The following is a 20,790-nucleotide window of genomic DNA, read 5'->3' on the forward strand; positions in this document are numbered from 1 at the left end:
GCGGGGCCGCGTCGGCCGTTCGGCGGCACCCTAGGATCGGCTGCATGCGCTTGGCCACCTGGAACGTCAACTCCATCCGTACCCGCATCGACCGCGTCACCGACTGGCTGGAACGGGCCGACGTCGACGTGTTGGCCATGCAGGAGACCAAGTGCACCGATGAGCAGTTCCCCACCATGCCGTTCACCGCGTTGGGCTACGAGGTGGCGCACGTCGGGCTCAACCAGTGGAACGGGGTGGCGATCGCCTCCCGGGTGGGTCTGGACGACATCGAGATCGGTTTCGACGGGCAACCGACCTGGAGCAGCAAACCCGATGTCGAGGCCGCGGCCGAGGCCCGCGCGATCGGCGCCACCTGCGCCGGGGTGCGGGTGTGGAGCCTGTACGTACCGAACGGCCGGACGCTGGCCGACCCGCACTACACCTACAAACTGGATTGGCTTGCCGCACTGCGGGACACCGCCGCGGGCTGGCTGGCCGCCGATCCCACGCTACCGATCGCGCTGGTCGGTGACTGGAACATCGCCCCGCAGGACGAGGACGTCTGGGACATCGCGGCGTTCGACGGCAAGACCCATGTCTCCGAACCCGAGCGCGCGGCGTTCAGCGCCATGGTGGATGCCCAATTCGCGGACGTGGTGCGGCCTTTCACCCCCGGGCCGGGGATCTACACGTACTGGGACTACACCCAGTTGTCGTTCCAGAAGCGGCGCGGCATGCGGATCGACTTCATCCTGGGCTCGCCGGCCCTGGCGGCCCGGGTCCAGCACGCCGAGATCGTCAAGGACGAACGCCGGCCCAACAAGGGCATCAAGTCGGTGGCGCCCAGCGATCACGCGCCGGTGCTGGTCGAGTTGGAGTGAGTGCTCGCGGTGCACTCGTCACGAAAGCACCACCCGGGTCGTGGACTACTGCGCTAGGCCGCGTTGTCGGCGTCTTCCTCGGTGCCGTACCGGCCGGCGCTGAACATCGAGGCGACCCCGCCGATCACCATCATCACCGCGGCCGCGCCGAACACCACCACCAGCCCGGCGTGGAACGGTTGCGTGATCAACTCCGGGAAGAAGGTTTGCCCGGTCAGATGCTCGACGTCGACGCCCGGATGGTGCAGCGCACCTGAGGGTTCCAGCAGTTCGCCAATCGGGTTGTAGCCCAGGAACGCCGCGAACAGGCTGCCCACCGGCGGCAGGTCGGCAACCTGCTGGGCCACCGAGGCGGGCACCCCTTCGGCCTGCAGGCCTTGTGACAGCGCGGTCGGCAGCGTGCCGGCCAACCCGATGATCATCAGCGAGAAGAAGATCCCGATCGACAGCGACGACCCGGCGTTGAAGAACGTGGCGCGCACACCGGAGGCCGCACCGCGCTGGTCGGCCGGCACACTGGACATCACCGCGGCGGTGTTGGGCGCGGTGAAGATACCGCCGCCGAAGCCGTTGAGGAAGATCAGCACGGCGAACACGAGATAGTTGAAGTTCACCGGGATCAGCAGCAGCGCAACGAAGTCACCGCCATCAAGGCCATGCCGCCGACGGTGAACGGGCGCGCCCCGAAGCGGTCCGACAGGGTGCCGGCGACTGGACCGGCGATCAGGAACCCGACCGTGATCGGCAGCATGTAGATGGCCGACCACAACGGCGTGGACTCGAAGCTGTAGCCGTGCAACGGCAACCAGATGCCCTGCAGCCAGATGATCAACATGAACTGCAGGCCGCCGCGGCCCATCGATGACATGAATCCGGCCAGGTTCCCCATCCCGAAGGCCGCGGACTTGAACAGCCGGATGTCCACCATCGGCTGGCTGACCCGCAGCTCCACCAGGCAGAACGCCACCAGCAGCAGCACGCCGCCGACGATGGCGGCCAGCACCAGCGGGTTCGTCCAGCCGGTGCTGCTGGTGCCGTAGGGCTGAATGCCGTAGGTGATGCCGATCAGCAGCACGGTCAGGCCCACCCCGAAGGTCAGCGTGCCGGCCCAGTCCAGCTTGCCGGGACTGCGCACCCCGATCTCGTGCAGCGAGCGCACACTCCACACCGTGCCCAGCAGTCCGATCGGCACACCCACCCAGAAGATCGCCTGCCAATGCCACTCCGAGAGCGCGCCCCCGATCAGCAGCCCGACGAATGAACCGGCCACTGCCGCAACCATGTTGACGCCCAACGCCATACCGCGCTGGTTGGCCGGGAACGCATCGGTCAGGATCGCCGACGACGACGCCATCAGCATCGCCCCGCCGAAGCCCTGGATCACCCGCCAGGCGATCAGCCAGACCGCGCCGCCGCCCAGGTGGAACGGGTCGAAGGACAACGCCACCGCGGCCAGCGTGAAGATGATGAAGCCCAGGTTGTAGATACGCACCCGGCCGTACATGTCGCCCAGCCGGCCGAACGGCACCACCAGCACGGCGGTCACCACCAGATAGCCCATCAGCATCCACAGCAGGTAGCTGACGTTGGCCGGCGCCAGCGGGTTGAGCCCGATACCACGGAAGATCGCCGGCAGCGAGATCAGCACGATCGAGGCGTTGATGGTCGCCAGCAGCGTGCCCAGCGTGGTGTTCGACAGCGCCACCCACTTGTAGTGCGGACGCTGATGGTCCATCCGCACCCGGCGACGGGCAGTCAGCTCGTCGGCGGTGGGCGGGCCGGCGTCGGCCGGCGTCGGCCGGCTCGGCCTTGATCGTCATGCGGCTCGATTCGGTTCGGGTCGTGAAATACCTAGCGGTGTCGACGCCCCTCCGCGCCGCGAATACATATATTAGCTATTCAAATCATTCACGGCAACGCGAACTGGTGCGCTTTTGCTCCCACCTCGGATGGCAAACTGTTCGCCATGGTCGGGCAAACACTGTTGGCAGAGGCCAGCACAGCTGAGATGCTGGGTCGCACCATCGGCATGCTCTTCTTTCCGGTGCTGGGATTGGTGCTGTTGATTCTCGGCATCAAGCAGAAGCGCGCCGCAGCAAAACCGCCGGCACCGGCGGCCCAGTCGTTCGGCCAACCGCAGCCTCCCGGCTATCCACCCCAGGCAGGCGGCTACCCGCCCGCACCGCCGGTGCAGTTGCCCCCACCTGACTATCTGCGGCCGCCGGCACCGAAGCGGTCCGGCGGCACCGCACTGATTGTGATCGGCGCACTGCTGCTGTGCTTCAGCATGCTCGGCTTCCTGGGTAGCGCAGCCAAACGCGGTCAGGAACGCCAGACGACCGAAGCAGCCACCGGGCTGGCAGTCGGTGAATGCATCACCGACGCGCAGTACGCCGCACGGCAGATGGCACCGGAACCGGTGGATTGCGCAGCGCCGGAGGCGATCTACGAATTGGCCTATCGCGGAACCGGGTCGGCCAGCTGCCCGGACGGCCGACGCGAGGACTCGGCCTACGCCGTCCTGCTCAACGACGCCCGGCTGTATTGCTTCGTGCTCAACGTCAGCGCGGGCGAATGCTTTGCCGTGGATGCCGTGTCGTCCAGGTTCACCGCGGTGGCCTGTACCGATCCGAGCGCCAACGCCAAGATCGACCAGGTGATCGAGGGCGGGCCCACCGACCTGTCGGCGTGCCCGGCCGGACCTACCGGCGCCGCCTTCCCAGAACCGCCGCTGCTGGTCTGCACGGTCTCCCCGCGGTAGGACACGTCGAGCGGACCCGAGTTCTCGCCGCCGCGACGGCGATGCGCTACGTTGGACCGGTAACCCACACGGGAGTGCGCACCGAGCGCACTGAGAGGACGGCTGGGGCCGTCGACCGTACGAACCTGACCGGGTCATGCCGGCGTAGGGAGTGATGAGGATGAGTATTTCAGTTGGCCCAATCTCGGGGAGCAGCAAGGTATATCGGGATCTGCCCGACGGTGGCCGGGTGCCGTTCCGCCGTGTGCAGCTGAGCAACGGCGAACACCTGGACCTGTACGACACCTCCGGCCCGTACACCGACCCGAACGCCACGATCGACGTCGACGCCGGGTTGCCGCGGCGGCCGATCGTCGCCGATCGCGGCACCCAGTTGCAGCGCGCGCGGACCGGCGAGATCACCGCCGAGATGGCCTTCATCGCCGAACGTGAAGGATTCCCAGCGGAATTGGTGCGCGACGAGGTGGCCCGGGGCCGCGCGGTGATCCCGGCCAACCACAACCATCCGGAAGCCGAGCCGATGATCATCGGCAAGGCGTTCGCGGTGAAGGTCAACGCCAACATCGGCAACTCGGCGGTCACCTCCTCGATCGAGGAGGAGGTGGACAAGATGGTCTGGGCCACCCGCTGGGGTGCGGACACCATCATGGATCTGTCCACCGGCAAGAACATCCACGAAACCCGCGAGTGGATCCTGCGCAACTCACCGGTGCCGGTCGGCACCGTCCCGATGTACCAGGCGTTGGAGCAGGTCGACGGCGATCCCACCAAGCTGACCTGGGAGTTGTACCGCGACACCGTGATCGAGCAGTGCGAGCAGGGTGTGGACTACATGACCGTGCACGCCGGGGTGCTGCTGCGGTACATCCCGCTGACCGTCAAGCGGGTCACCGGGATCGTCTCCCGGGGCGGGTCGATCATGGCGGCCTGGTGTCTGGCGCACCACACCGAATCGTTCCTGTACACGCACTTCGCCGAGCTGTGCGAGATCTTCGCCCGCTACGACGTGACGTTCTCGCTCGGCGACGGTCTGCGCCCGGGCTCGATCGCCGACGCCAACGACGAAGCCCAGTTCGCCGAGCTGCGCACCCTCGGTGAACTCACCGGGATCGCGAAATCCCATGGCGTGCAGGTGATGATCGAAGGTCCCGGGCACGTGCCGATGCACAAGATCGTGGAGAACGTGCGGCTGGAGGAGGAGTGGTGCCAGGAGGCCCCGTTCTACACGCTGGGTCCGCTGGCCACCGACATCGCCCCGGCCTATGACCACATCACCTCGGCGATCGGCGCGGCAATCATCGCCCAGGCCGGCACCGCGATGCTGTGTTACGTCACGCCCAAGGAACACCTCGGCCTGCCCAACCGCAAGGACGTCAAGGACGGCGTGATCGCCTACAAGATCGCCGCGCACGCCGCCGATCTGGCCAAGGGCCATCCGCGCGCGCAGCTGCGCGACGATGCGCTGTCCACCGCGCGGTTCGAGTTCCGCTGGGAAGACCAGTTCAACTTGTCGCTGGACCCGGACACCGCGCGCGAGTACCACGACGAGACGCTGCCGGCCGCACCCGCCAAGACCGCGCACTTCTGCTCGATGTGCGGGCCGAAGTTCTGCTCGATGCGCATCACCCAGGACATCCGGGACGCCTACCCGGACGGGGTCGCCGACGAGATCGAAGCGGGCATGGCGGCCAAATCCGAGGAGTTCGCCGAGCACGGCAACCGGGTGTATCTACCCTTGCTGTCATGACAAGCTCTAGCCCCCGCCTGCCGTTGACCCCGCTGGGTCAGACACCGCTGCGGGTACTGACGATCGCCGGGTCCGACTCGGGTGGCGGCGCCGGCATCCAGGCCGACCTGCGCACCTTCGCCCTGCTCGGAATCCACGGCTGTGTTGCGCTGAGCGCGGTGACAGTACAGAACTCGGTGGGCGTCAAGGGGTTTCACGAGATTCCGCTGGACGTGATCGCGGGCCAGATCTCGGCGGTGACCTCCGATATCGGCATTCAGGCCGCCAAGACCGGCATGCTGGCCTCGGCCGAGATCGTCAGTTGCGTGGCGCAGACCTGGCGCGCCGAGGAGCTGACCGTGCCGCTGGTGGTGGATCCGGTCTGCGCCTCCATGCACGGCGATCCGTTGCTGCACCCCAGCGCACTGAATGCGATCCGCACCGAACTGTTCCCACTGGCCACCCTGGTCACGCCGAACCTGGACGAGGTGCGCCTGCTGGTCGACATCGAGGTCGTCGACGAGCACACCCAGCGCGCCGCCGCCCGCGCGTTGCACGACCTCGGCCCACGCTGGGCGCTGGTCAAGGGCGGCCACCTGCGCTCCTCGCGACTCAGCCCCGACCTGCTGTTCGACGGCACCGAGTTCTTCGAGTTCGAGGCGCCGCGGGTGGACACCGGGCACGACCACGGCGCCGGGGACACCCTGGCCGCAGCGACGGCTTCGGCTCTGGCGCACGGCTATTCGGTGCCCGAGGCGGTGGCGTTCGGCAAGAGCTGGATCACCGAATGCATCCGGGCGGCCTACCCGCTGGGCCACGGTCACGGTCCGGTCAACCCGTTGTTCCGGTTGCATTATGAGTCTTGACGACATCGCCGGGCTGGCGCACGAACCCGAGGCCACGCCGACCGGCGTCGTCGTGCTGACCCACGGTGCGGGCGGCAGCCGGGATTCCCCGATGTTGATCCGGGTCTGCGACGAATGGGCCCGCCGCGGATTCCTGGCGATCCGCTACAACCTGCCGTACCGCCGTCGTCGCCCCAAGGGGCCGCCGTCGAACTCGGCCAAGACCGACCAGGCCGGCGTCGCCGAGGCCATCGCCTGGGCGCGCACCCTGACCGACGGTCCGGTGCTGGCCGGCGGGCATTCCTACGGCGGCCGGATGACCTCGATGGCCGTCGCCGACGGGACCGCGGTCGACGTGCTCACGCTGTTCTCCTACCCGCTGCACCCGCCCGGCAAGCCCGAACGCGCCCGTACCGAGCACCTGCCGCAGATCAGCGCACCGACGGTGTTCACCCACGGCAGCGCGGATCCGTTCGGCACCCTGGCCGAGATCGCTGATGCCGCAGCGCTACTGGCCGGGCCGGCCAAGCTGGTCGAGATCACCGGCGCGGGGCACAGCCTGGAATCCAAGAAGCTCGACGTGCCCGCGTTGGCCGTGGACGCGGCGCTGGGCCTGCTCGCAAAGTAGCCGACCGCCGTCGGGCCGCGCCGAACGGCCATGGCCAGGTATCCAGTACCTGCGGTACCGTCGAACCATGACCGGGGAGCGCTACGAGTTCGTCATCGTGGGTGCCGGCTTCGGCGGAATCGGCGCGGCAATCGCATTGAAACGGCTGGGCCGGCACGACTTCGTCATCCTGGACCGCGAGGACGATCTGGGCGGCACCTGGCATGTCAACCATTACCCGGGTCTGGCGGTCGACGTGCCGACCACCAGCTACAGCTACTCGTTCGAACCGAACCCGCACTGGTCGCGGCTGTTCACCCCCGGACCGGAGATCAAACGCTACGCCGACGACATCGCCGACAAGTACGACGTGCGGCCCCATCTGCGGCTGCGCACCGAGGTGACGAGTGCGCGCTGGGACGAGGAGGCCGCGCGCTGGCAGGTGTCGCTGGCCGACGGCCAGACGTTGAGCAGCCGCTACCTGATCACCGCGACCGGGTTCCTGTCGCAGCCGCACACCCCGCAGATCGACGGCCTGGAAACCTTTACCGGCGCCGTCATCCACACCGCGGACTGGGACGACGACTACCGCCCGGCCGGGCGGCGGATCGCGGTGATCGGCACCGGGGCCACCGCGGTGCAGCTGATCCCCGAGTTGGGCGCGCACGCCGCCGAGCTGACCGTCTACCAGCGCACACCGATCTGGGTGGTGCCCAAGGTGGACCTGCGGTTCGGCCCGCGCGCGCGGCGACTGTTCGCCCGGGTGCCGGCCGCCCAACGGGCGGTCCGCGCGATCACCGACACCGTCTACAACACCCTGGTCTACGTCGGCGTGCTGAACTACCGTCGGCTCGGCGCACTCAACGGCACGGCACGCGCATTGTCCGGCGCACTGCGGTTCGTCTCGATCCGGGATCGGCAGCTGCGCCGCCAACTCACCCCGGACTACGAATTCGGTTGCAAGCGACCGACATTCTCCAACACCTACTACCGAACCCTGGCCCAGCCGCAGGTTCACCTGCAGACTTCCGGAATTGCCCGGATCGAACCGGACGGCATCGTGAACGCCGACGGCACCAAGACCGTCGTCGACACCCTGGTGCTGGCCACCGGTTTCGACCTGTGGGAAGCCAACTTCCCGGCCTTCGAGGTGATCGGCCGGGACGGACGCAACCTGGGCAAGTGGTGGCGAGAAACCAGATTCCAGGCCTACCAGGGTATTTCGATACCGTACTTCCCCAACTTCTTGAGCTTGGCCAGTCCGTACGCGTTCTTGGGGTTGAACTTCTTCAACACCATGGACTGCCAGATGCTGCTGATGCAGCGCCTGTTCGGCGAGCTGCAGACGCGCGGGGCCAGCACCTTCGAGGTCACCGAGGAAGCCAACGCCCGGTATCTGGACCGGATGACCGAACTGCTCGGCGAGTCGCTGTTCACCGTGGGTGACTGCGCTTCGGCGCGGTCCTACTATTTCAACCCGGCCGGTGAGGCCACCCTGCTGCGGCCGATGACGCCGCAGGCTGCACTGCGGGAGGCGGCGCGCTTCCCGTTGACCGACTACCAATTCAGTTGACCAGAAAGGCCATCGATGACCAAGACCGCCACCGACGCCGGTAGTTCGCGTTTCGCCAAGATCGCCGGATTGGCGCTTGCCGGAACCGGTTTGGTGCATTTCGCGGCACCGCAGCTGTTCGAGCCGATCACCAAGCCCGCGTTCCCGCGGCGTACCCGCCAACACGTCTACACCAACGGTGGGATCGAGACCGTGCTGGGTCTGGGGTTGCTGAGCCGTCGCACCCGCAAACTGGCACTGGTCGGCGGTCTGGGTTACCTGAGCTATCTGGGCGGCAACGCGGCCCGCAACACCCGCTGACCCGTCGTCGCTACCGGGTCGGCAGACCCAGCGTGACCTGCATCAGCCGGCGGACGGTGGCCTGCGCCCGTGCGGTGTCGTCGTAGCCGAGCATCCGGCCCAGGTCGATCACCAGGCTCATCGCGGCATGCACCCGGAACCGCGCCCGGGCCTCGTCGATGTCCGGGCGGGACTCGGTGAGCAACCGCACCCAGGAGTCGACGGTGGCGCGCTGCACATTGCGCAGCATCTCCCGGTCGGCATCGCCCAGATTGGCCCGTTCGGCGTAGTAGACATGCGCCAGTTCGGGATTGGCGAACGAGCTGGACACATAGGCGCTCACCAACCGCTGCAGGGCATCGGGCGGATCGGCGGCCTCCGGCAGCACCGCCGACAGTTCACCGGAAACCCGGTCGGCGGCCCGCCGGAACACCGCCGAGAGGATGTCCTGCTTACCGGCGAAGAACCGGTAGATGCTCGATGTCGGCATCCCCACCGCGGCGGCGATCTCGCCCATGCCGGTCTCGCGATAGCCCTGTTTGTCGAACAGCACCAGGGACTGCTGCAGCACCGCCTCGTAGCCGCCGACGGCCTCGAGCGGCGCCGGAGACAGCGGACGCACCGTCGGCTCGTCGGTCGCGCCGGCCGAAGCCGGCAGCTCAGCGCTCAGCACCGCCTCGGCCAACTCGGCCAGCAGCGCCCGGATCTGCGCGACCGCCATTTTGGCCCGGTGGTCGGCCACGCTGCCGATCACGCTGAGCGCGGCCGCCGACAACGTCCAGCGCTGCTGCGAGGTCAGCGTGGGCCGCAACGCGAGCAGCGGCTGCTGCACCCGGCGGTTGACCAACCGCAGCTGGGCCATCACCGTGGCCTGATCCTCGTCGCTCAGGTAGCGGCCTTCCCAGCGGTACAGACCGCCGGAGATCCGGTTCGTCAGCGCCACCTCGACCAGCGCCTTGATCAGCCGCCGCTGCACCTCCTGCGGTGCCACGTCGTCGGCCAGTTCGTCGATGAAGTCGGTCGCGTCGACCAGTTGCTGGCCCAAAGACAGCACCGCGGCCCGGAACATCGCGTACTTGTTGGCGTAGTGCCGGTACAGCGCAGTCGCCGAGATGCCCAGCTGGGAGGCAATGTCGTCCATGCCGACCCCGTAGTAGCCGCGCCGGCTGAACGCCTCGGCGGCCACCTTGGTGATCTGCGCTTTGCGGTCCTTGGGACGGCGGCGCACCCGGTCGATGGTGGCACTGCGTGTGGTGGGCACCAGATCACACTAGACCGGACGCCCGACCCACATCACACTTCGGTCCCCGGTGCCCACGGCCATGCAAACCTGACCGGCCGATCCCGAATGATGATTAACATAGTGCCCAATCGTCGGACCGAGGGAGATGACACATGCTCGACAAACTTCGCGCGATCCTGAGCTACCAATTCACCGTCGCGGAGTTGATCGGCCTGGCCCTGCTGATCGGTGCGCCCTATCTGATCATCGGCGCGATCTGGTCCTCGACGCACACTTCACACCTGAAGGGGATGGAGGGCGCCGACCTGGTGGTGTCATTCCTGGGCTCGATCGTGTCCTGGCCGGTGCTGCTGTTCTCCAACGTCTGCATGACCTGAGCCGGCTCAGGGTTTCAGTGCCGGGCGATGCCGTTTGTCATGGGCCGGGACGCCGTTGACGCCGTCGATCGAGTCGGCGTAGGTGCCCACCGCGTAGGCCACCCCGGGACCCATCACGGCCAGGGCGTCGCGGTTGACCGCAGCCAGGTTGTCATCCGCACTGTGATAGTTCGGGTCGAACGCCACCCCCGCCTCCCCGCCCCACAGCCGGGCTTGGGTGGCGGACTTGATCTGCCGGGCGCCGGTGGTCATGCCGCCGAAGGGCACGCCGGCCACCAAGAACGGGCTGTAGTCGGTGTCCCGCCCCAATGGCATGTCGGCCGGTCGTTTACCGGCCAGGTTCAGGTAGCCGGCCAACGTGCGCTCGATACCGGCCGAACCGATCGGCACGCTGTCGGCCTCGACCCGCTCGCTGACCGGGCCGGACTGGTCACCGTCGTAGGTGAAATAGCCGGCGTTCGGCGAACCCAGCATGTCGAAGTTGAGGTAGAGCGCGATCGCGTTGAGCTGTTCCCGGTCCAGGCCGAACACGTAGTCCAGCGAACCGGCCAGCCCGTCCTCCTCGGCGCCCCAGAACGCGAACCGCACACTGTTCGTCACGGCCGGTTCCGGGCCGAGTTGCAGCGCGGTCTCGAGCACCGCGGCCACCCCGGAGCCGTTGTCGTTGATACCGGGACCGTTGGCCACCCCGTCCAGGTGTGCACCCACCATCACCACGTCGTTGGTGGAGCCGGTCTTGGTCTGGGCCAACACATTCCGGGACAGCACGCGTTCGGTGACGGTGTCCAGCACCAGCTTCACCGGATAGCGGGTGCGGCGCAGCGCCGCACCGGCCTGCGAACCGGCGACCGCGACCGGGATCGCCAGTTCCCGGTAGTAGCCGGTCGGGAACAGGTTCGGTGGGCTGCCGTTGCGGCCGCCGTCGGAGATCACCACCAGTGCCGCAGCGCCGGCCTGGGCGGCGGCCGCGGTCTTGTCCACCACCGAGCAACCGGTCTCGTCGGCGACCGCGACCGCGCCCTTGCTGACCTTGGCCGGGTAGTCCGAGCGGGCGCAGCCGGCGGCCTTGGTGGGCAGCACGACGGACCCGGACAACCCGCCCGACGGTGTCTGCCGCAGCAGCGAGGCCTGGTCCACCTGGAAAATCCGGCCGGCCGCAGTCAGCGTCGGCGCGCCGGGTGAGATGGTGTCGAGCCGTTCGAATTCGGCGGTTTGCACCTCGAATCCCTTGTCCTGCAACTCTTTCACCACGTAGTCCAGGCTGGCTTGATAGCCCGGGGAGCCGTCGGCGCGGTTGTCGCCGTTCTGGTCGGCGATTTCCTGCAGCCGCTGCAGGTGCCGGTAGACGCCGTCCCCGGTCACCGCGACCGCCAGATCCTGCGCCAGGTCGGTCGGCGGGGCCGGTTCCGGTGGTGCGCTGCCACAACCGGAAACGGCCAGCAGCGCCACCAGCAGCGCGGCCGTGCCCCGTAGACCCATCACCCGGTCAGGCTAGCCAGGCTGACCGCTAGGGCGCCACCACATGCCGGGTCCGGTCGGCACGCACCGGCACACCGTTGCGCCCGCTCTGGTCTTGCGCATACAGCCCCACCACGAACGCCACGCCGCGCCCCTGGATGCCGAGTGCGGTCTCGTTGATCTGGTCGAGCGTGTCGCTGGCCTGGTGGTAGTTCGGGTCGAACGGTTCGTCGGCCTTGCCGTCCCACAACTCGGCCTGTTCGGCGGTCATCTTGGCTTCGGCGCCGGCGAACAGCCCCCCGGCCGGGACGCCGGCCAGGGTGAACGCGTCGTAGTCGGAGCGGCCGTCGAAGTAGGTGTCTTGGGCTGTCACCCCGGCTTGTTCGAGGTAGGCCACGAAGGCACGTTCGATCCCGGCCGAACCCTCGGGCACCCGGGGCACCTGGGTGTTGCGATCCCGCGGCGCAGACTGGTTGCCGTCGTAAGTGAAGTACCCGGCGTTCGGCGAGGCCAGCATGTCGAAGTTCAAATACAGCGCAATGTCCTTGAGTTGCTCGACATCCAGCGACTGCACGTAGCGTTCCGAGCCGATCAGGCCGAGTTCCTCGGCGCCCCAGAAGACGAACCGCACCGCGTTCTGCACCCGCGGGGCACTGCCCATCTGCAGCGCCGTCTCGAGCACTGCAGCCGCTCCGGAAGCGTTGTCGTTGATGCCGGGGCCTTCCGGCACGCTGTCCAGGTGCGCGCCGACCATCACGACGTTGTCGGTGGCGCCGGTCTCGGTCTGCGCGATCACGTTGCGGGCGGTGTTCTCCTCGGTGCGCGCCTCGAAGGTCATGGTCACCGGGGCGGGCGCGGCGCGCAGTGCGGCGCCGTCGGCCTTGCTGACACTGGCCACCGGGATCTTGATCTCGGTCTTGGCACCCAGGGTGCCGCCCATCTCTTCTTCGTCGACGTTGTTGGCGACGATCACGCCGACCGCGCCATGCTCGACGGCGTTGGACACCTTCTGCGAGAACGGGCAGGTTCCGCGGTCGATCAACGCCACCGCGCCCGCTACCGGCAGGCCCTCGAAATCCTCGTCGGAACAGCCCGACGCTTCGGAGACCCGAACCGGCACCAACGGCGCCGACAGCCCGTCGGCCGGCGGTGCGACGGTGAACTGCAGCGGCCGCGCGGTGAAGGTGGCATCGCCCATCTTGATGCTGCCCGGTTCACCGTGGAACACCTTGTAGCTGAACTCCGGAGTTTCTACTTCGAATCCCTTGTCGCGCAGCGTGTTGGCCACGTAGTCCACGCTGGCGTCATAGCCGGGCCTGCCGACCGCGCGGTTGCCGTCGTGGGAGTCGGCGATCTCCTGGAACTTTTCCAGGTGGGCCATGATGGCCTCCAGGCTGACCTGCCCGTGCAGCTGCTCGGCGTACTCGGCAGCCTCCGGGGTGGCCGCTATCGGGGTGGGCTCCGGAGCTTCCCGACCGCAGCCGGCCAACACCAGGGCCGGCACCGCCGCCAGAGCAAACAAGGTTCGTGAGGTTCGATGCACCCGCTCCACGTTAGCCGTTGGTTCCCGTGGTCAATTACGCGCAATTGACCGCGGCGGCCGTGCGTGCGTCAGCCGACCAGGTAGCGCTGCAGCGTCGGAGCGATCCATCCGATGACCTCTGCGCGCGACATGGCGACCAGCGGCGGGAATTCCAGCACGTAGCGACACAGCGCCATCCCCAGCACCTGCGATGCGGCCAGGCTGGCCCGCACCGCGGTGTCGGCGGCGTCCCCGGTGGTCTTCGCGATCACCGGCGCCAGCTGGCCGGCGAAGATGGCCCGCATCCGTTCCGCGACGGCCGCGTTCGTCACGCCCGCCCGCAGCAGAATCAACAGTGCTTCGTCGCGTTCCCAGCGGTCCAGGAAGTGCGTCGCGAGCGCGACACCGATCTCGGCGCGGTCGACCTGGCTGAGGTCCGGTAGTTCCAGATCGAATTCGGCGGCCGCAGCGAACAACCGCTCCTTGTTGCCGTAGTAGCGCATCACCAGCGCGGGGTCGATCCCGGCGTCGGCGGCAATCGCCCGGATGGTGGCGCGTTCGTAGCCGTCGGCGGCGAAGCGCTCCCGGGCCGCGGCCAGGATGACGGACTTGGTTTCGGCTGCCGGTCGTCGCATGGGACAAGTGTAGGTCAACAGCCGTTGACAACAGCCAGCGATGGTTCTACCTTGAAGTCAACAGTTGTTGACCAACGTTCGGGAGCAAGGAGTCGAGATGCAAACCACCACCACCGACGTCCTGATCGTGGGGGCCGGACCGGTCGGGCTGACCGCCGCCGTCGTGCTCACTCAGCACGGCCGGCACGTCACCGTCGTCGACGGCCAAGCCGAAGGCGCCAACACCTCACGGGCCGCCGTGTTGCATCCGCACACCCTGGAGCTGCTCGAGCCCTACGGCGTGGTCGATGCCCTGGTTGCCCGGGGTGTGCACACGCCGACGTTCACCATCCGCGACCGCGACACCCTGCTGGTCGCGGTGCCGTTCCACGAGTTGCCGACCGCCTACCCCTACACTTTGATGATTTCGCAGGCCGACACCGAGGCGTACCTGCTTGAGCGGCTGGAGGAGTTGGGCGGCAAGGTGATCCGGCCTGCCACCGTGACCGAGATCCGGCAGAGCACCGACCATGCGATTGCCGGCTTCGCCGACGGTCAGCAGATCCAGGCCAAGTATCTGATCGGCGCCGACGGCATGCACAGCACGGTCCGGGAGCAGGCGGGTATCGAGTTCAGCGGCGGCAGCTACGCCGAATCATTCGTGCTCGCCGATGTGCGACTGTCCGGCGGGGTACCCGCCGACGAGGTCATCCTGTACTTCTCCCCCGCCGGGCTGGTGGTCGTCGCGCCGCTGCCCGACGGCCTGTTTCGCGTCGTCGCCACCGCCGAGGACGCCCCGCAACACCCCGACGCCGAGTTCGTGCAGTCACTGTTGGACGAGCGCGGACCGCAGGCTCAGCCCGCGCTGGTCTCCGAGGTCATCTGGGGCTCGCGGTTCCGGGTGCACCACCGCGTTGCCGACAAATTCCGCGCCGGGCGCGTGCTGCTGGCCGGCGACGCCGCGCATGTGCACTCCCCGGCCGGCGGGCAGGGCATGAACATCGGCATCGAGGACGCCGTCGCGCTGGGCGAACGACTCGCGCAGGTGTTGGACGGCCCAGCCGGCGTCGGCTCCGCCGAGCGGCTCCTCGACGACTACGCCGAGTCCCGCCGCCGCACCGCCCGCAGCGTGGTGGCGATGACCGGCCGGCTCACCGATCTCGCCACCGCCTCCGCGCGGCGGCGCCCGATCCGCAACCGGGTGATGCGGCAGGTGGGCTCGCTGCCGGCCGCCCGCCGCGCGCTGGCCTGGCGACTGTCCGGTCTGAACCGACGCTGAAAAGGAGAAGTCATGCAACTCGTCAACGATCACCTCGCAGTACCCGCGCGACTCACCGACCCGACCGACCAGGGATACCTGATCCTGGCAGCGGAGGCGGGCCGCTGGTGCGGACCGTTGCCGCTACCGTCGCGGAACCGGCGCCGGCTGGCCGATCGTCTCGCCGCATCAGTGGCGAAGCTGGCCCAACGCGAGGACGTCATCGAGGCCGTGGTGTTCGGCGCTGCACTGCGCCCACCCGGTGAGGGCTCTGCCCTGCTGGCGCGCGCCGGGGTCCGGCCGGCCCGCTACGACCTGGTGGTGCTGATCCGGACCCGCTGCGTCGACACCGTCGACGCGGTGCGCAACGACGACGCCTACCAGTCGATGGTCGCCGACGTCGACCGCAGTGCCCAACACAGCTACCGGTTGGCGGCGCACAACGCGGCCCGGATCGCCGACGTCGAGCACAGCAGCGATCGCTGGTTCCTGTTCAACTACTTCCACTGCGACTCCGCCGAAACCGTCTATGCCGCCTGGGAATACACCGCCGGGTGGTTCCAGCGTCACACCGCGCTGCCGGACTCCACACTGCTGGCGCCGCAACCCGGCGAACCGGTGGACTACAGCCTGGTCAACCACGCCAGCTGGCCGACGCTGCGGGCGTTCCTGCCCAGCCTGCTGTTCGCTCGCACCTTCCGGTCGTTCGTGCTGGCCAACTTCAAGGCCAACGACGTGGCCGCGCAGCCGATCATCTACCGCGTGCTGCAGGCATCCCGGCCCGCTGCACGCTAGCCGCTCGCCGGGTCAGCCAACTGCGCGATCAGCAGCGCTGCCACCGCCGCCATCCCCGCGGCGTTGGGGTGAAACGGCGCCGGCCGGCCGAACGCGAACGCCAGCGGGAAGCCCGCGCCCACCGTCCAGGGCTGGGCCGACCAGGCGTGCTGCTCGACGCTGGCGGCGGCCACCGGCACCAGTTCACAACCGGTGGCGGCCGCAGCGGCCGCGGTGGTTTCGGCCAGTCGGGCCGCGACGTGCCGGCCCAGGTCGGCCTCATCGGGCCGCAGCGGCGGGGCCGGCTGACCGGCCGGTGGCAGCAGGGTCAAGTAGTCGACGAACAGCACCCGCGCACGGGGTGCGGCTGCGCGCGCGGCGCGGCCCACGGCTTCCAGCGCAGCGCCGACCGCGTCCAGCGCGGCATCGCGCCGTTCGGCATCGAGCAGATCCCGGATCGCCGTGCCCAGGATCGGCACCGAGCGCAGCGCGCGCGGTAGCGTCGCGGCCATCAGCAGCGGCACATACCCGACGTCGTTGCCACCGATCGTGATGGTCACCAGGTCCTCGTCGCCACGCAGCGCCCGCAGTTGCGGCGGCGCACCGTTTTGCGCAGCGGAGAGCAGGTGAGCGGTGGTGGCCCCGGAATAGGTGACGTCGTGCAGGTCGTAACCCAGCTGCTCGGCCACCAGGTGCGGATAGTTGCGCGCCGAGCGCCCGGCCCGCCACGGTGACCCCGGTGATCGCGGCCCGATCCCGGGCCCGGCGGCCATCGAACTACCTAGTGCGACATACCGTTTGGCCATCGAATCAGACCGGCGGGCTGGACGCCTGCGCCCAGAACCGCTTGGGGATGCGGCCGGCCTGGCGGGCCAGGTACCCGGCGGTGACGGCGGCGGCCATCGCGGCGGCCATGGTCGCCGGTTCGGCGGCCCGGGTCACCGCCGACGCCAACAGCACGGCGTCGCAACCGAGTTCCATCGCCAGTGCGGCGTCGCTGGCGGTACCGATGCCGGCGTCGAGCACCACCGGCACGCCGGCCGCTGCCACGATCATCTCGATATGGTGCGGATTGGAGATGCCCAGCCCGGTGCCGATCGGTGAGCCCAGCGGCATCACGGCGGCGCAGCCGACGTCCTCGAGCCGGCGGGCCAGCACCGGGTCGTCGGTGGTGTAGGGCAACACCACGAATCCGTCGTCGACCAATTGTTCTGCCGCGCGCACCAATTCGATGGCATCGGGCAGCAGGGTGCGCTCGTCGGCGATCACCTCGAGCTTGACCCAGTTGGTTTCCAGGGCCTCGCGGCCGAGCTGCGCGGTCAGCACCGCTTCGGCCGCGCTGCGACACCCGGCGGTGTTGGGCAGCGGAGCGATGCCCAACCGGTTGAGCAGCTCGAGCACGCCGGTGCCGCCGTCGGCGTCCACCCGGCGCATCGCGACCGTGGTCATCTCGGTGCCGGAGGCGATCAACGCCTCTTCCAGGATGGCCAGACTCGGCGCGCCTCCGGTGCCCATGATCAGCCGGGACCCGAAGCTGCGGTCGGCGATGGTCAGCTGCGCGTCAGCCACCCTGTACCGCCGCCACGACCTCCACCCGCGATCCGTCGGAAAGCACGGTGTGCCAATCGGATCGGGGCAGCACCGACCAGTCCAATGCGACCGCGATGCCCTTGTCCGGGTAGCCCAGGTCGGTCACCAGCTGCGCCACCGTGGTGGCGTCGTCGATCTCGAGCTGTTCGTCGTTCACCAGAATCTTCATGCCGGCACACTCACTTTCAGTTCACTGGCGATGCGTTCAACCGTCCACGGCGCCAACAGGAATCCCGACCGGCCGTGGCCGGCGGCGACCAGGGTGCGTTCATCGAGGCGCCCCACGATCGGCAGGTTGTCGGGAGTCATCGGACGCAGCCCGGCGGCGCATTCGGCGAGTTCGTACTCACCGAGGCTGGGCAGCACCGCGCAGGCGTCGTCGAGCAGATCACGCACGCCGAGCACCGACGGCGCGGTGTCGCGGCCGTGCTCGTACTGGGTGGCGCCCACCACCACACCGTCGGCGCGCGGCACCAGATAGACCTGGCGGCCGTGCACCCGGGCCCGAATCACGCGCTGCGGCACCGGCAGACAGCCGCGCCGCCAGCGCAGCCGCAGCACCTCACCCTTGACCGGACGGATCGGCAGACCCGGCCACAACTTGGGCGCGTCGATGCCGTTGGCGATCACCACCAGATCCGCACCGGCCTGCGCCGCGGCCAGATCGGTGGCCGGCGGCGCCCACTGCACACCGAGTCGCTCGCACTGCGCCAGCAGCCCGGCCACTACGGCCCGGTTGTCCACCGCCAGTTCGGTGGGCGCGAGGAAACCATGTCGGATGGCTTGTGCGAGTTGCGGCTCGACCTCACGCGCCGCCGAGGTCAGTTCGACCGGATGTCCCAGACCGGCCAACCAGTCCGCGACCGTGCGCAGATCGGCGACGTCGGCGCGGTCGACCGCCAGCACCAGGGACTCGTGCGCGCTGACCACCTCCGGCGGCAACCCGTCCAGATACGAACCGGGACCGGTCGCGCGCCACAGCGCCAGCGACTCCAGTCCGACCTTGAGCAGTTCCTCTTCGCCGGGCCAGGCCTCGCTGTGCGGAGCGAGCATCCCGCCCGCCACCCAGGAGGCGCCCTTCTCGTCGCTGCGGTGCACGGTGACCGACCAGCCGTCCTGGCGGGCGCGGCGGGCCACCGACAACCCGATCACGCCGCCGCCGATGACGGCCAACGTGCCGACGCTGTGATCGGTGGCCATGCTTCCTCCCTTCGCCGGCATGACCCGGAGCAGGTTCGACGGTCAGGGTCGGTGGCGTCCGCCGGCCGGGCGGGAACTCCAGACCCACTCTCAGCCCGGTTCCGCGGGCTCCCGTGTCGTCTCAACTGACCAGGGTACTCAGCCGATTTCGGGCCGGCCGGGGACCCGCAGACCCCGCACCCTCGTGAACCGTGAATTGTGTACCGGGTTACTCGGGCGATGCGTACACAATTCACGGTTCACGAGCCGGTCAGCGCTCTCGCCCCGGCAGGCCAGGCCCCTCAGCCGGGTCCTCGGCGGGCTAGTCTCGCTCGCGTGAGTGACCTACCGCTGGACCGGCTGAACACCGCGCGGCTCTACCTGTGCACCGACGCCCGCCGGGAACGCGGTGACCTGGCCGAATTCGTCGACGCCGCGCTGGCCGGCGGGGTGGACATCATCCAGTTGCGGGACAAGGGCTCACCCGGCGAGCAGCAGTTCGGACCGTTGGAGGCCAAACACGAACTGGCGACCCTGGAGATCTTGGCCGAGGCCGCGGCCCGGCACGGCGCACTGCTGGCGGTCAACGACCGCGCCGACGTGGCCCGCGCCGCCGGCGCCGACGTGCTGCACCTGGGCCAGGACGACCTGCCGCTGCACATCGCGCGCGACATCATCGGCGACCGCCCGGTCATCGGCCGCTCCACCCACGACGAGCAGCAGATGCGCACCGCGCTGACCGAACCGGTGGACTACTTCTGCGTCGGCCCGTGCTGGCCCACCCCCACCAAGCCCGGTCGCAGCGCACCCGGCCTGGACCTGGTCCGAGCCACCGCGGCCACCGGCACCAGCAAGCCGTGGTTCGCCATCGGCGGGATCGACGAGCAGCGGTTATCCGAGGTGCTCGACGCCGGCGCCACCCGCGTGGTGGTGGTCCGCGCGATCACCGGCGCCGACGATCCGCGCGCCGCGGCGGCCCGGTTGGCCGGCGCGCTGCGCGGTTAGCCGACTCAGAACGCCCAGCTGCCGCCGGGCTTGACCACGAAGCCGTGCTCGCCGTACTCCCGGGACGGCGAGCCTTCCGGCGCGGTGTCCGGCCACGAATCCGGCTTGCGGGCCCGGCAGGCCAGCACCTCGACGCTGGGCACTGCACACACGATCCCGCTGGTGGTGGCGATCTTGAGGCCGACCGGAAGCAGCAGTCGGCTGCGGTCGGGTTCGGCGCCGTCCATGGTGCTGAAGGTGCCGGGCTGGTCGAACCGGGCCGATACCCGGTTGGCGCCGGAGCCGACGTCGGGAATCGGGCCGGTGCAACTGACACCCAGGTCGGCGATCAGCGAGGCCGCGCACTCCAGACCGTTCGGGGTGGTGAACCGCCAGCCGGCCCCGGACGGGTGCGCAGCGGTGACGAAGTACAGGTCCAGCGGTGCCGGGACGTAGCGGTCGATGTCCGGGAAGTCCGCGGGCGCGGCCTGCGCGACCGGCGCCGGCGCGGAAACCAGCGCCGCGAGCATCCCCGCGCACAGCGCGGCGGTGGCGGCGATCCTGGTGCGCATCCGCGCTGTGCCGACTCCCATCACGACCATCTGAGCATCACAGACCGGCGGGCAACAGCGGAATTTCGGCAATGACCTCGCGCAGCCGCGCCCAACTGGCCGCGAAACCGGGGTGCAACGGCAGCGCCACCACATCGTCCTCGGACACCCAGCGCAACTCCGAGCTCTCCCGGTTGGGCACGGTGTCGAGCAGGGTGGGCGCATCGGCGATCACCGTGGTGTAGGACCACGACGGCGCGCCGGCCGCCCCGACGACTTCGGCGGTCACCACCGCGGCCCGCACGGTGAGTTGTTCGGACGGCAGGCCGGCCTCCTCGTGCGCCTCGCGCACGGCGGCCTGCTCGACGGTCTCGTGGCTGTCCCGGGCACCGCCGGGCAGTCCCCAGGTCCCGCCCTGATGGCTCCACGGCGCACGGTGCTGCAACAGCACCGCCGCCGTCCCGTCGGGCTGCGGGGCCCGCAGCAGCAGTCCGGCCGCACCGTGTCGACCCCAGTAATGGACGCCGGTGTCGGAAATCACCCAGCCGTCTCCGTCACCACGCACGGGTTCAGGATAAGCCGAGCC

At 69.0% G+C, this 20,790-nt stretch carries 21 protein-coding genes, 1 pseudogene and 1 riboswitch; of the genes and pseudogenes, 11 read left to right on the top strand and 11 right to left on the bottom strand.

All coding sequences use genetic code 11. The annotated features are described in order from the left end of the window. Positions 1-44 precede the first annotated feature (44 nt). Positions 45-863, top strand: coding sequence for an exodeoxyribonuclease III (locus AC5Y3P_RS16150; RefSeq protein ID WP_500046930.1), 819 nt, complete (start codon positions 45-47; stop codon positions 861-863). A gap of 53 nt (positions 864-916) precedes the next feature. On the opposite strand, the pseudogene AC5Y3P_RS16155 reads toward AC5Y3P_RS16150, so the two are convergent. Beyond that, positions 917-2,598, bottom strand: a pseudogene (locus tag AC5Y3P_RS16155) (MFS transporter). A 231-nt stretch (positions 2,599-2,829) separates the two neighbouring features. Between AC5Y3P_RS16155 and AC5Y3P_RS16160 the strand changes: the two are divergent. The 6 genes from AC5Y3P_RS16160 (at position 2,830) to AC5Y3P_RS16185 (ending at position 8,675) form a co-directional block, all read left to right on the top strand. After that, positions 2,830-3,624 carry an LppU/SCO3897 family protein gene (locus AC5Y3P_RS16160; protein ID WP_500046931.1) on the top strand — a complete coding sequence of 265 codons (795 nt, stop codon included), beginning with the start codon at positions 2,830-2,832 and terminating at the stop codon, positions 3,622-3,624. 58 nt (positions 3,625-3,682) lie between these two features. Next, positions 3,683-3,792, top strand: a riboswitch (TPP riboswitch). Beyond that, positions 3,779-5,371 carry a phosphomethylpyrimidine synthase ThiC gene (thiC, locus tag AC5Y3P_RS16165; RefSeq protein WP_500046932.1) on the top strand — a complete coding sequence of 531 codons (1,593 nt, stop codon included), beginning with the start codon at positions 3,779-3,781 and terminating at the stop codon, positions 5,369-5,371. Its footprint overlaps the riboswitch before it by 14 nt. Continuing rightward, on the top strand, positions 5,368-6,216 hold the full coding sequence (gene thiD / locus AC5Y3P_RS16170; RefSeq protein ID WP_500046933.1) for a bifunctional hydroxymethylpyrimidine kinase/phosphomethylpyrimidine kinase: 849 nt from the start codon (positions 5,368-5,370) through the stop codon (positions 6,214-6,216). Before thiC ends, thiD begins: the two co-directional genes overlap by 4 nt. Beyond that, positions 6,206-6,823, top strand: coding sequence for an alpha/beta hydrolase family protein (locus AC5Y3P_RS16175; protein ID WP_500046934.1), 618 nt, complete (start codon positions 6,206-6,208; stop codon positions 6,821-6,823). The genes thiD and AC5Y3P_RS16175 overlap by 11 nt, the downstream gene beginning before the upstream one ends. Positions 6,824-6,890: 67 nt before the next feature. Next, complete coding sequence (locus AC5Y3P_RS16180) at positions 6,891-8,375, top strand: flavin-containing monooxygenase (RefSeq protein WP_500046935.1); 1,485 nt, start codon at positions 6,891-6,893, stop codon at positions 8,373-8,375. Between the two features lie 15 nt (positions 8,376-8,390). Beyond that, a complete protein-coding gene (locus tag AC5Y3P_RS16185) occupies positions 8,391-8,675 on the top strand; it encodes a DoxX-related protein (RefSeq protein WP_500046936.1) in 285 nt (94 codons plus the stop codon). 10 nt (positions 8,676-8,685) lie between these two features. On the opposite strand, the gene AC5Y3P_RS16190 is transcribed toward AC5Y3P_RS16185, so the two are convergent. Then, positions 8,686-9,915, bottom strand: a complete 1,230-nt coding sequence (locus AC5Y3P_RS16190) for a TetR/AcrR family transcriptional regulator (protein WP_500046937.1) — start codon at positions 9,913-9,915, stop codon at positions 8,686-8,688. 134 nt (positions 9,916-10,049) lie between these two features. Here AC5Y3P_RS16190 and AC5Y3P_RS16195 point away from each other — a divergent pair, with 134 nt between their 5' ends. Continuing rightward, positions 10,050-10,274 carry a hypothetical protein gene (locus tag AC5Y3P_RS16195; RefSeq protein ID WP_500046938.1) on the top strand — a complete coding sequence of 75 codons (225 nt, stop codon included), beginning with the start codon at positions 10,050-10,052 and terminating at the stop codon, positions 10,272-10,274. A 6-nt stretch (positions 10,275-10,280) separates the two neighbouring features. Here AC5Y3P_RS16195 and AC5Y3P_RS16200 read toward each other — a convergent pair whose 3' ends face one another. The 3 genes from AC5Y3P_RS16200 to AC5Y3P_RS16210 all read right to left on the bottom strand — a co-directional run bounded on the left by AC5Y3P_RS16200 (position 10,281) and on the right by AC5Y3P_RS16210 (position 13,889). Beyond that, positions 10,281-11,753 carry a M28 family peptidase gene (locus AC5Y3P_RS16200; protein ID WP_500046975.1) on the bottom strand — a complete coding sequence of 491 codons (1,473 nt, stop codon included), beginning with the start codon at positions 11,751-11,753 and terminating at the stop codon, positions 10,281-10,283. Positions 11,754-11,781: 28 nt separating this feature from the next. Next, positions 11,782-13,275, bottom strand: a complete 1,494-nt coding sequence (locus tag AC5Y3P_RS16205) for a M28 family metallopeptidase (protein ID WP_500046939.1) — start codon at positions 13,273-13,275, stop codon at positions 11,782-11,784. Positions 13,276-13,343: 68 nt separating this feature from the next. Further along, on the bottom strand, positions 13,344-13,889 hold the full coding sequence (locus tag AC5Y3P_RS16210) for a TetR/AcrR family transcriptional regulator (protein ID WP_500046940.1): 546 nt from the start codon (positions 13,887-13,889) through the stop codon (positions 13,344-13,346). A gap of 97 nt (positions 13,890-13,986) precedes the next feature. On the opposite strand from AC5Y3P_RS16210, the gene AC5Y3P_RS16215 reads away from it, so the two are divergent. Continuing rightward, complete coding sequence (locus AC5Y3P_RS16215; protein ID WP_500046941.1) at positions 13,987-15,147, top strand: FAD-dependent oxidoreductase; 1,161 nt, start codon at positions 13,987-13,989, stop codon at positions 15,145-15,147. Positions 15,148-15,159: 12 nt separating this feature from the next. Next, entirely contained in the window at positions 15,160-15,921 is a 762-nt protein-coding gene (locus AC5Y3P_RS16220; protein ID WP_500046942.1) for a hypothetical protein, read from the top strand. On the opposite strand, the gene AC5Y3P_RS16225 is transcribed toward AC5Y3P_RS16220, so the two are convergent. From AC5Y3P_RS16225 to thiO, 4 genes are read right to left on the bottom strand one after another with little or no spacing between them, the layout of a single operon-like run. Further along, positions 15,918-16,706 carry an SGNH/GDSL hydrolase family protein gene (locus AC5Y3P_RS16225; RefSeq protein WP_500046943.1) on the bottom strand — a complete coding sequence of 263 codons (789 nt, stop codon included), beginning with the start codon at positions 16,704-16,706 and terminating at the stop codon, positions 15,918-15,920. The genes AC5Y3P_RS16220 and AC5Y3P_RS16225 overlap by 4 nt on opposite strands. A gap of 4 nt (positions 16,707-16,710) precedes the next feature. Then, positions 16,711-17,469 carry a thiazole synthase gene (locus AC5Y3P_RS16230; RefSeq protein ID WP_500046944.1) on the bottom strand — a complete coding sequence of 253 codons (759 nt, stop codon included), beginning with the start codon at positions 17,467-17,469 and terminating at the stop codon, positions 16,711-16,713. Further along, a complete protein-coding gene (thiS, locus tag AC5Y3P_RS16235; protein ID WP_500046945.1) occupies positions 17,462-17,659 on the bottom strand; it encodes a sulfur carrier protein ThiS in 198 nt (65 codons plus the stop codon). The genes AC5Y3P_RS16230 and thiS overlap by 8 nt, the downstream gene beginning before the upstream one ends. Then, positions 17,656-18,690, bottom strand: coding sequence for a glycine oxidase ThiO (thiO, locus tag AC5Y3P_RS16240; RefSeq protein WP_500046946.1), 1,035 nt, complete (start codon positions 18,688-18,690; stop codon positions 17,656-17,658). The genes thiS and thiO overlap by 4 nt, the downstream gene beginning before the upstream one ends. A 315-nt stretch (positions 18,691-19,005) precedes the next feature. On the opposite strand from thiO, the gene thiE reads away from it, so the two are divergent. Next, on the top strand, positions 19,006-19,674 hold the full coding sequence (gene thiE / locus AC5Y3P_RS16245; protein WP_500046947.1) for a thiamine phosphate synthase: 669 nt from the start codon (positions 19,006-19,008) through the stop codon (positions 19,672-19,674). 5 nt (positions 19,675-19,679) lie between these two features. Here the strand turns inward: thiE and AC5Y3P_RS16250 are convergent, their stop codons facing one another. Continuing rightward, complete coding sequence (locus tag AC5Y3P_RS16250) at positions 19,680-20,246, bottom strand: hypothetical protein (protein ID WP_500046948.1); 567 nt, start codon at positions 20,244-20,246, stop codon at positions 19,680-19,682. A 16-nt stretch (positions 20,247-20,262) separates the two neighbouring features. Then, positions 20,263-20,769, bottom strand: a complete 507-nt coding sequence (locus AC5Y3P_RS16255; RefSeq protein WP_500046949.1) for an NUDIX hydrolase — start codon at positions 20,767-20,769, stop codon at positions 20,263-20,265. Between the last annotated feature and the right edge of the window lie 21 nt (positions 20,770-20,790).

Source organism: Mycobacterium sp. NGS45 (genome assembly GCF_059812645.1).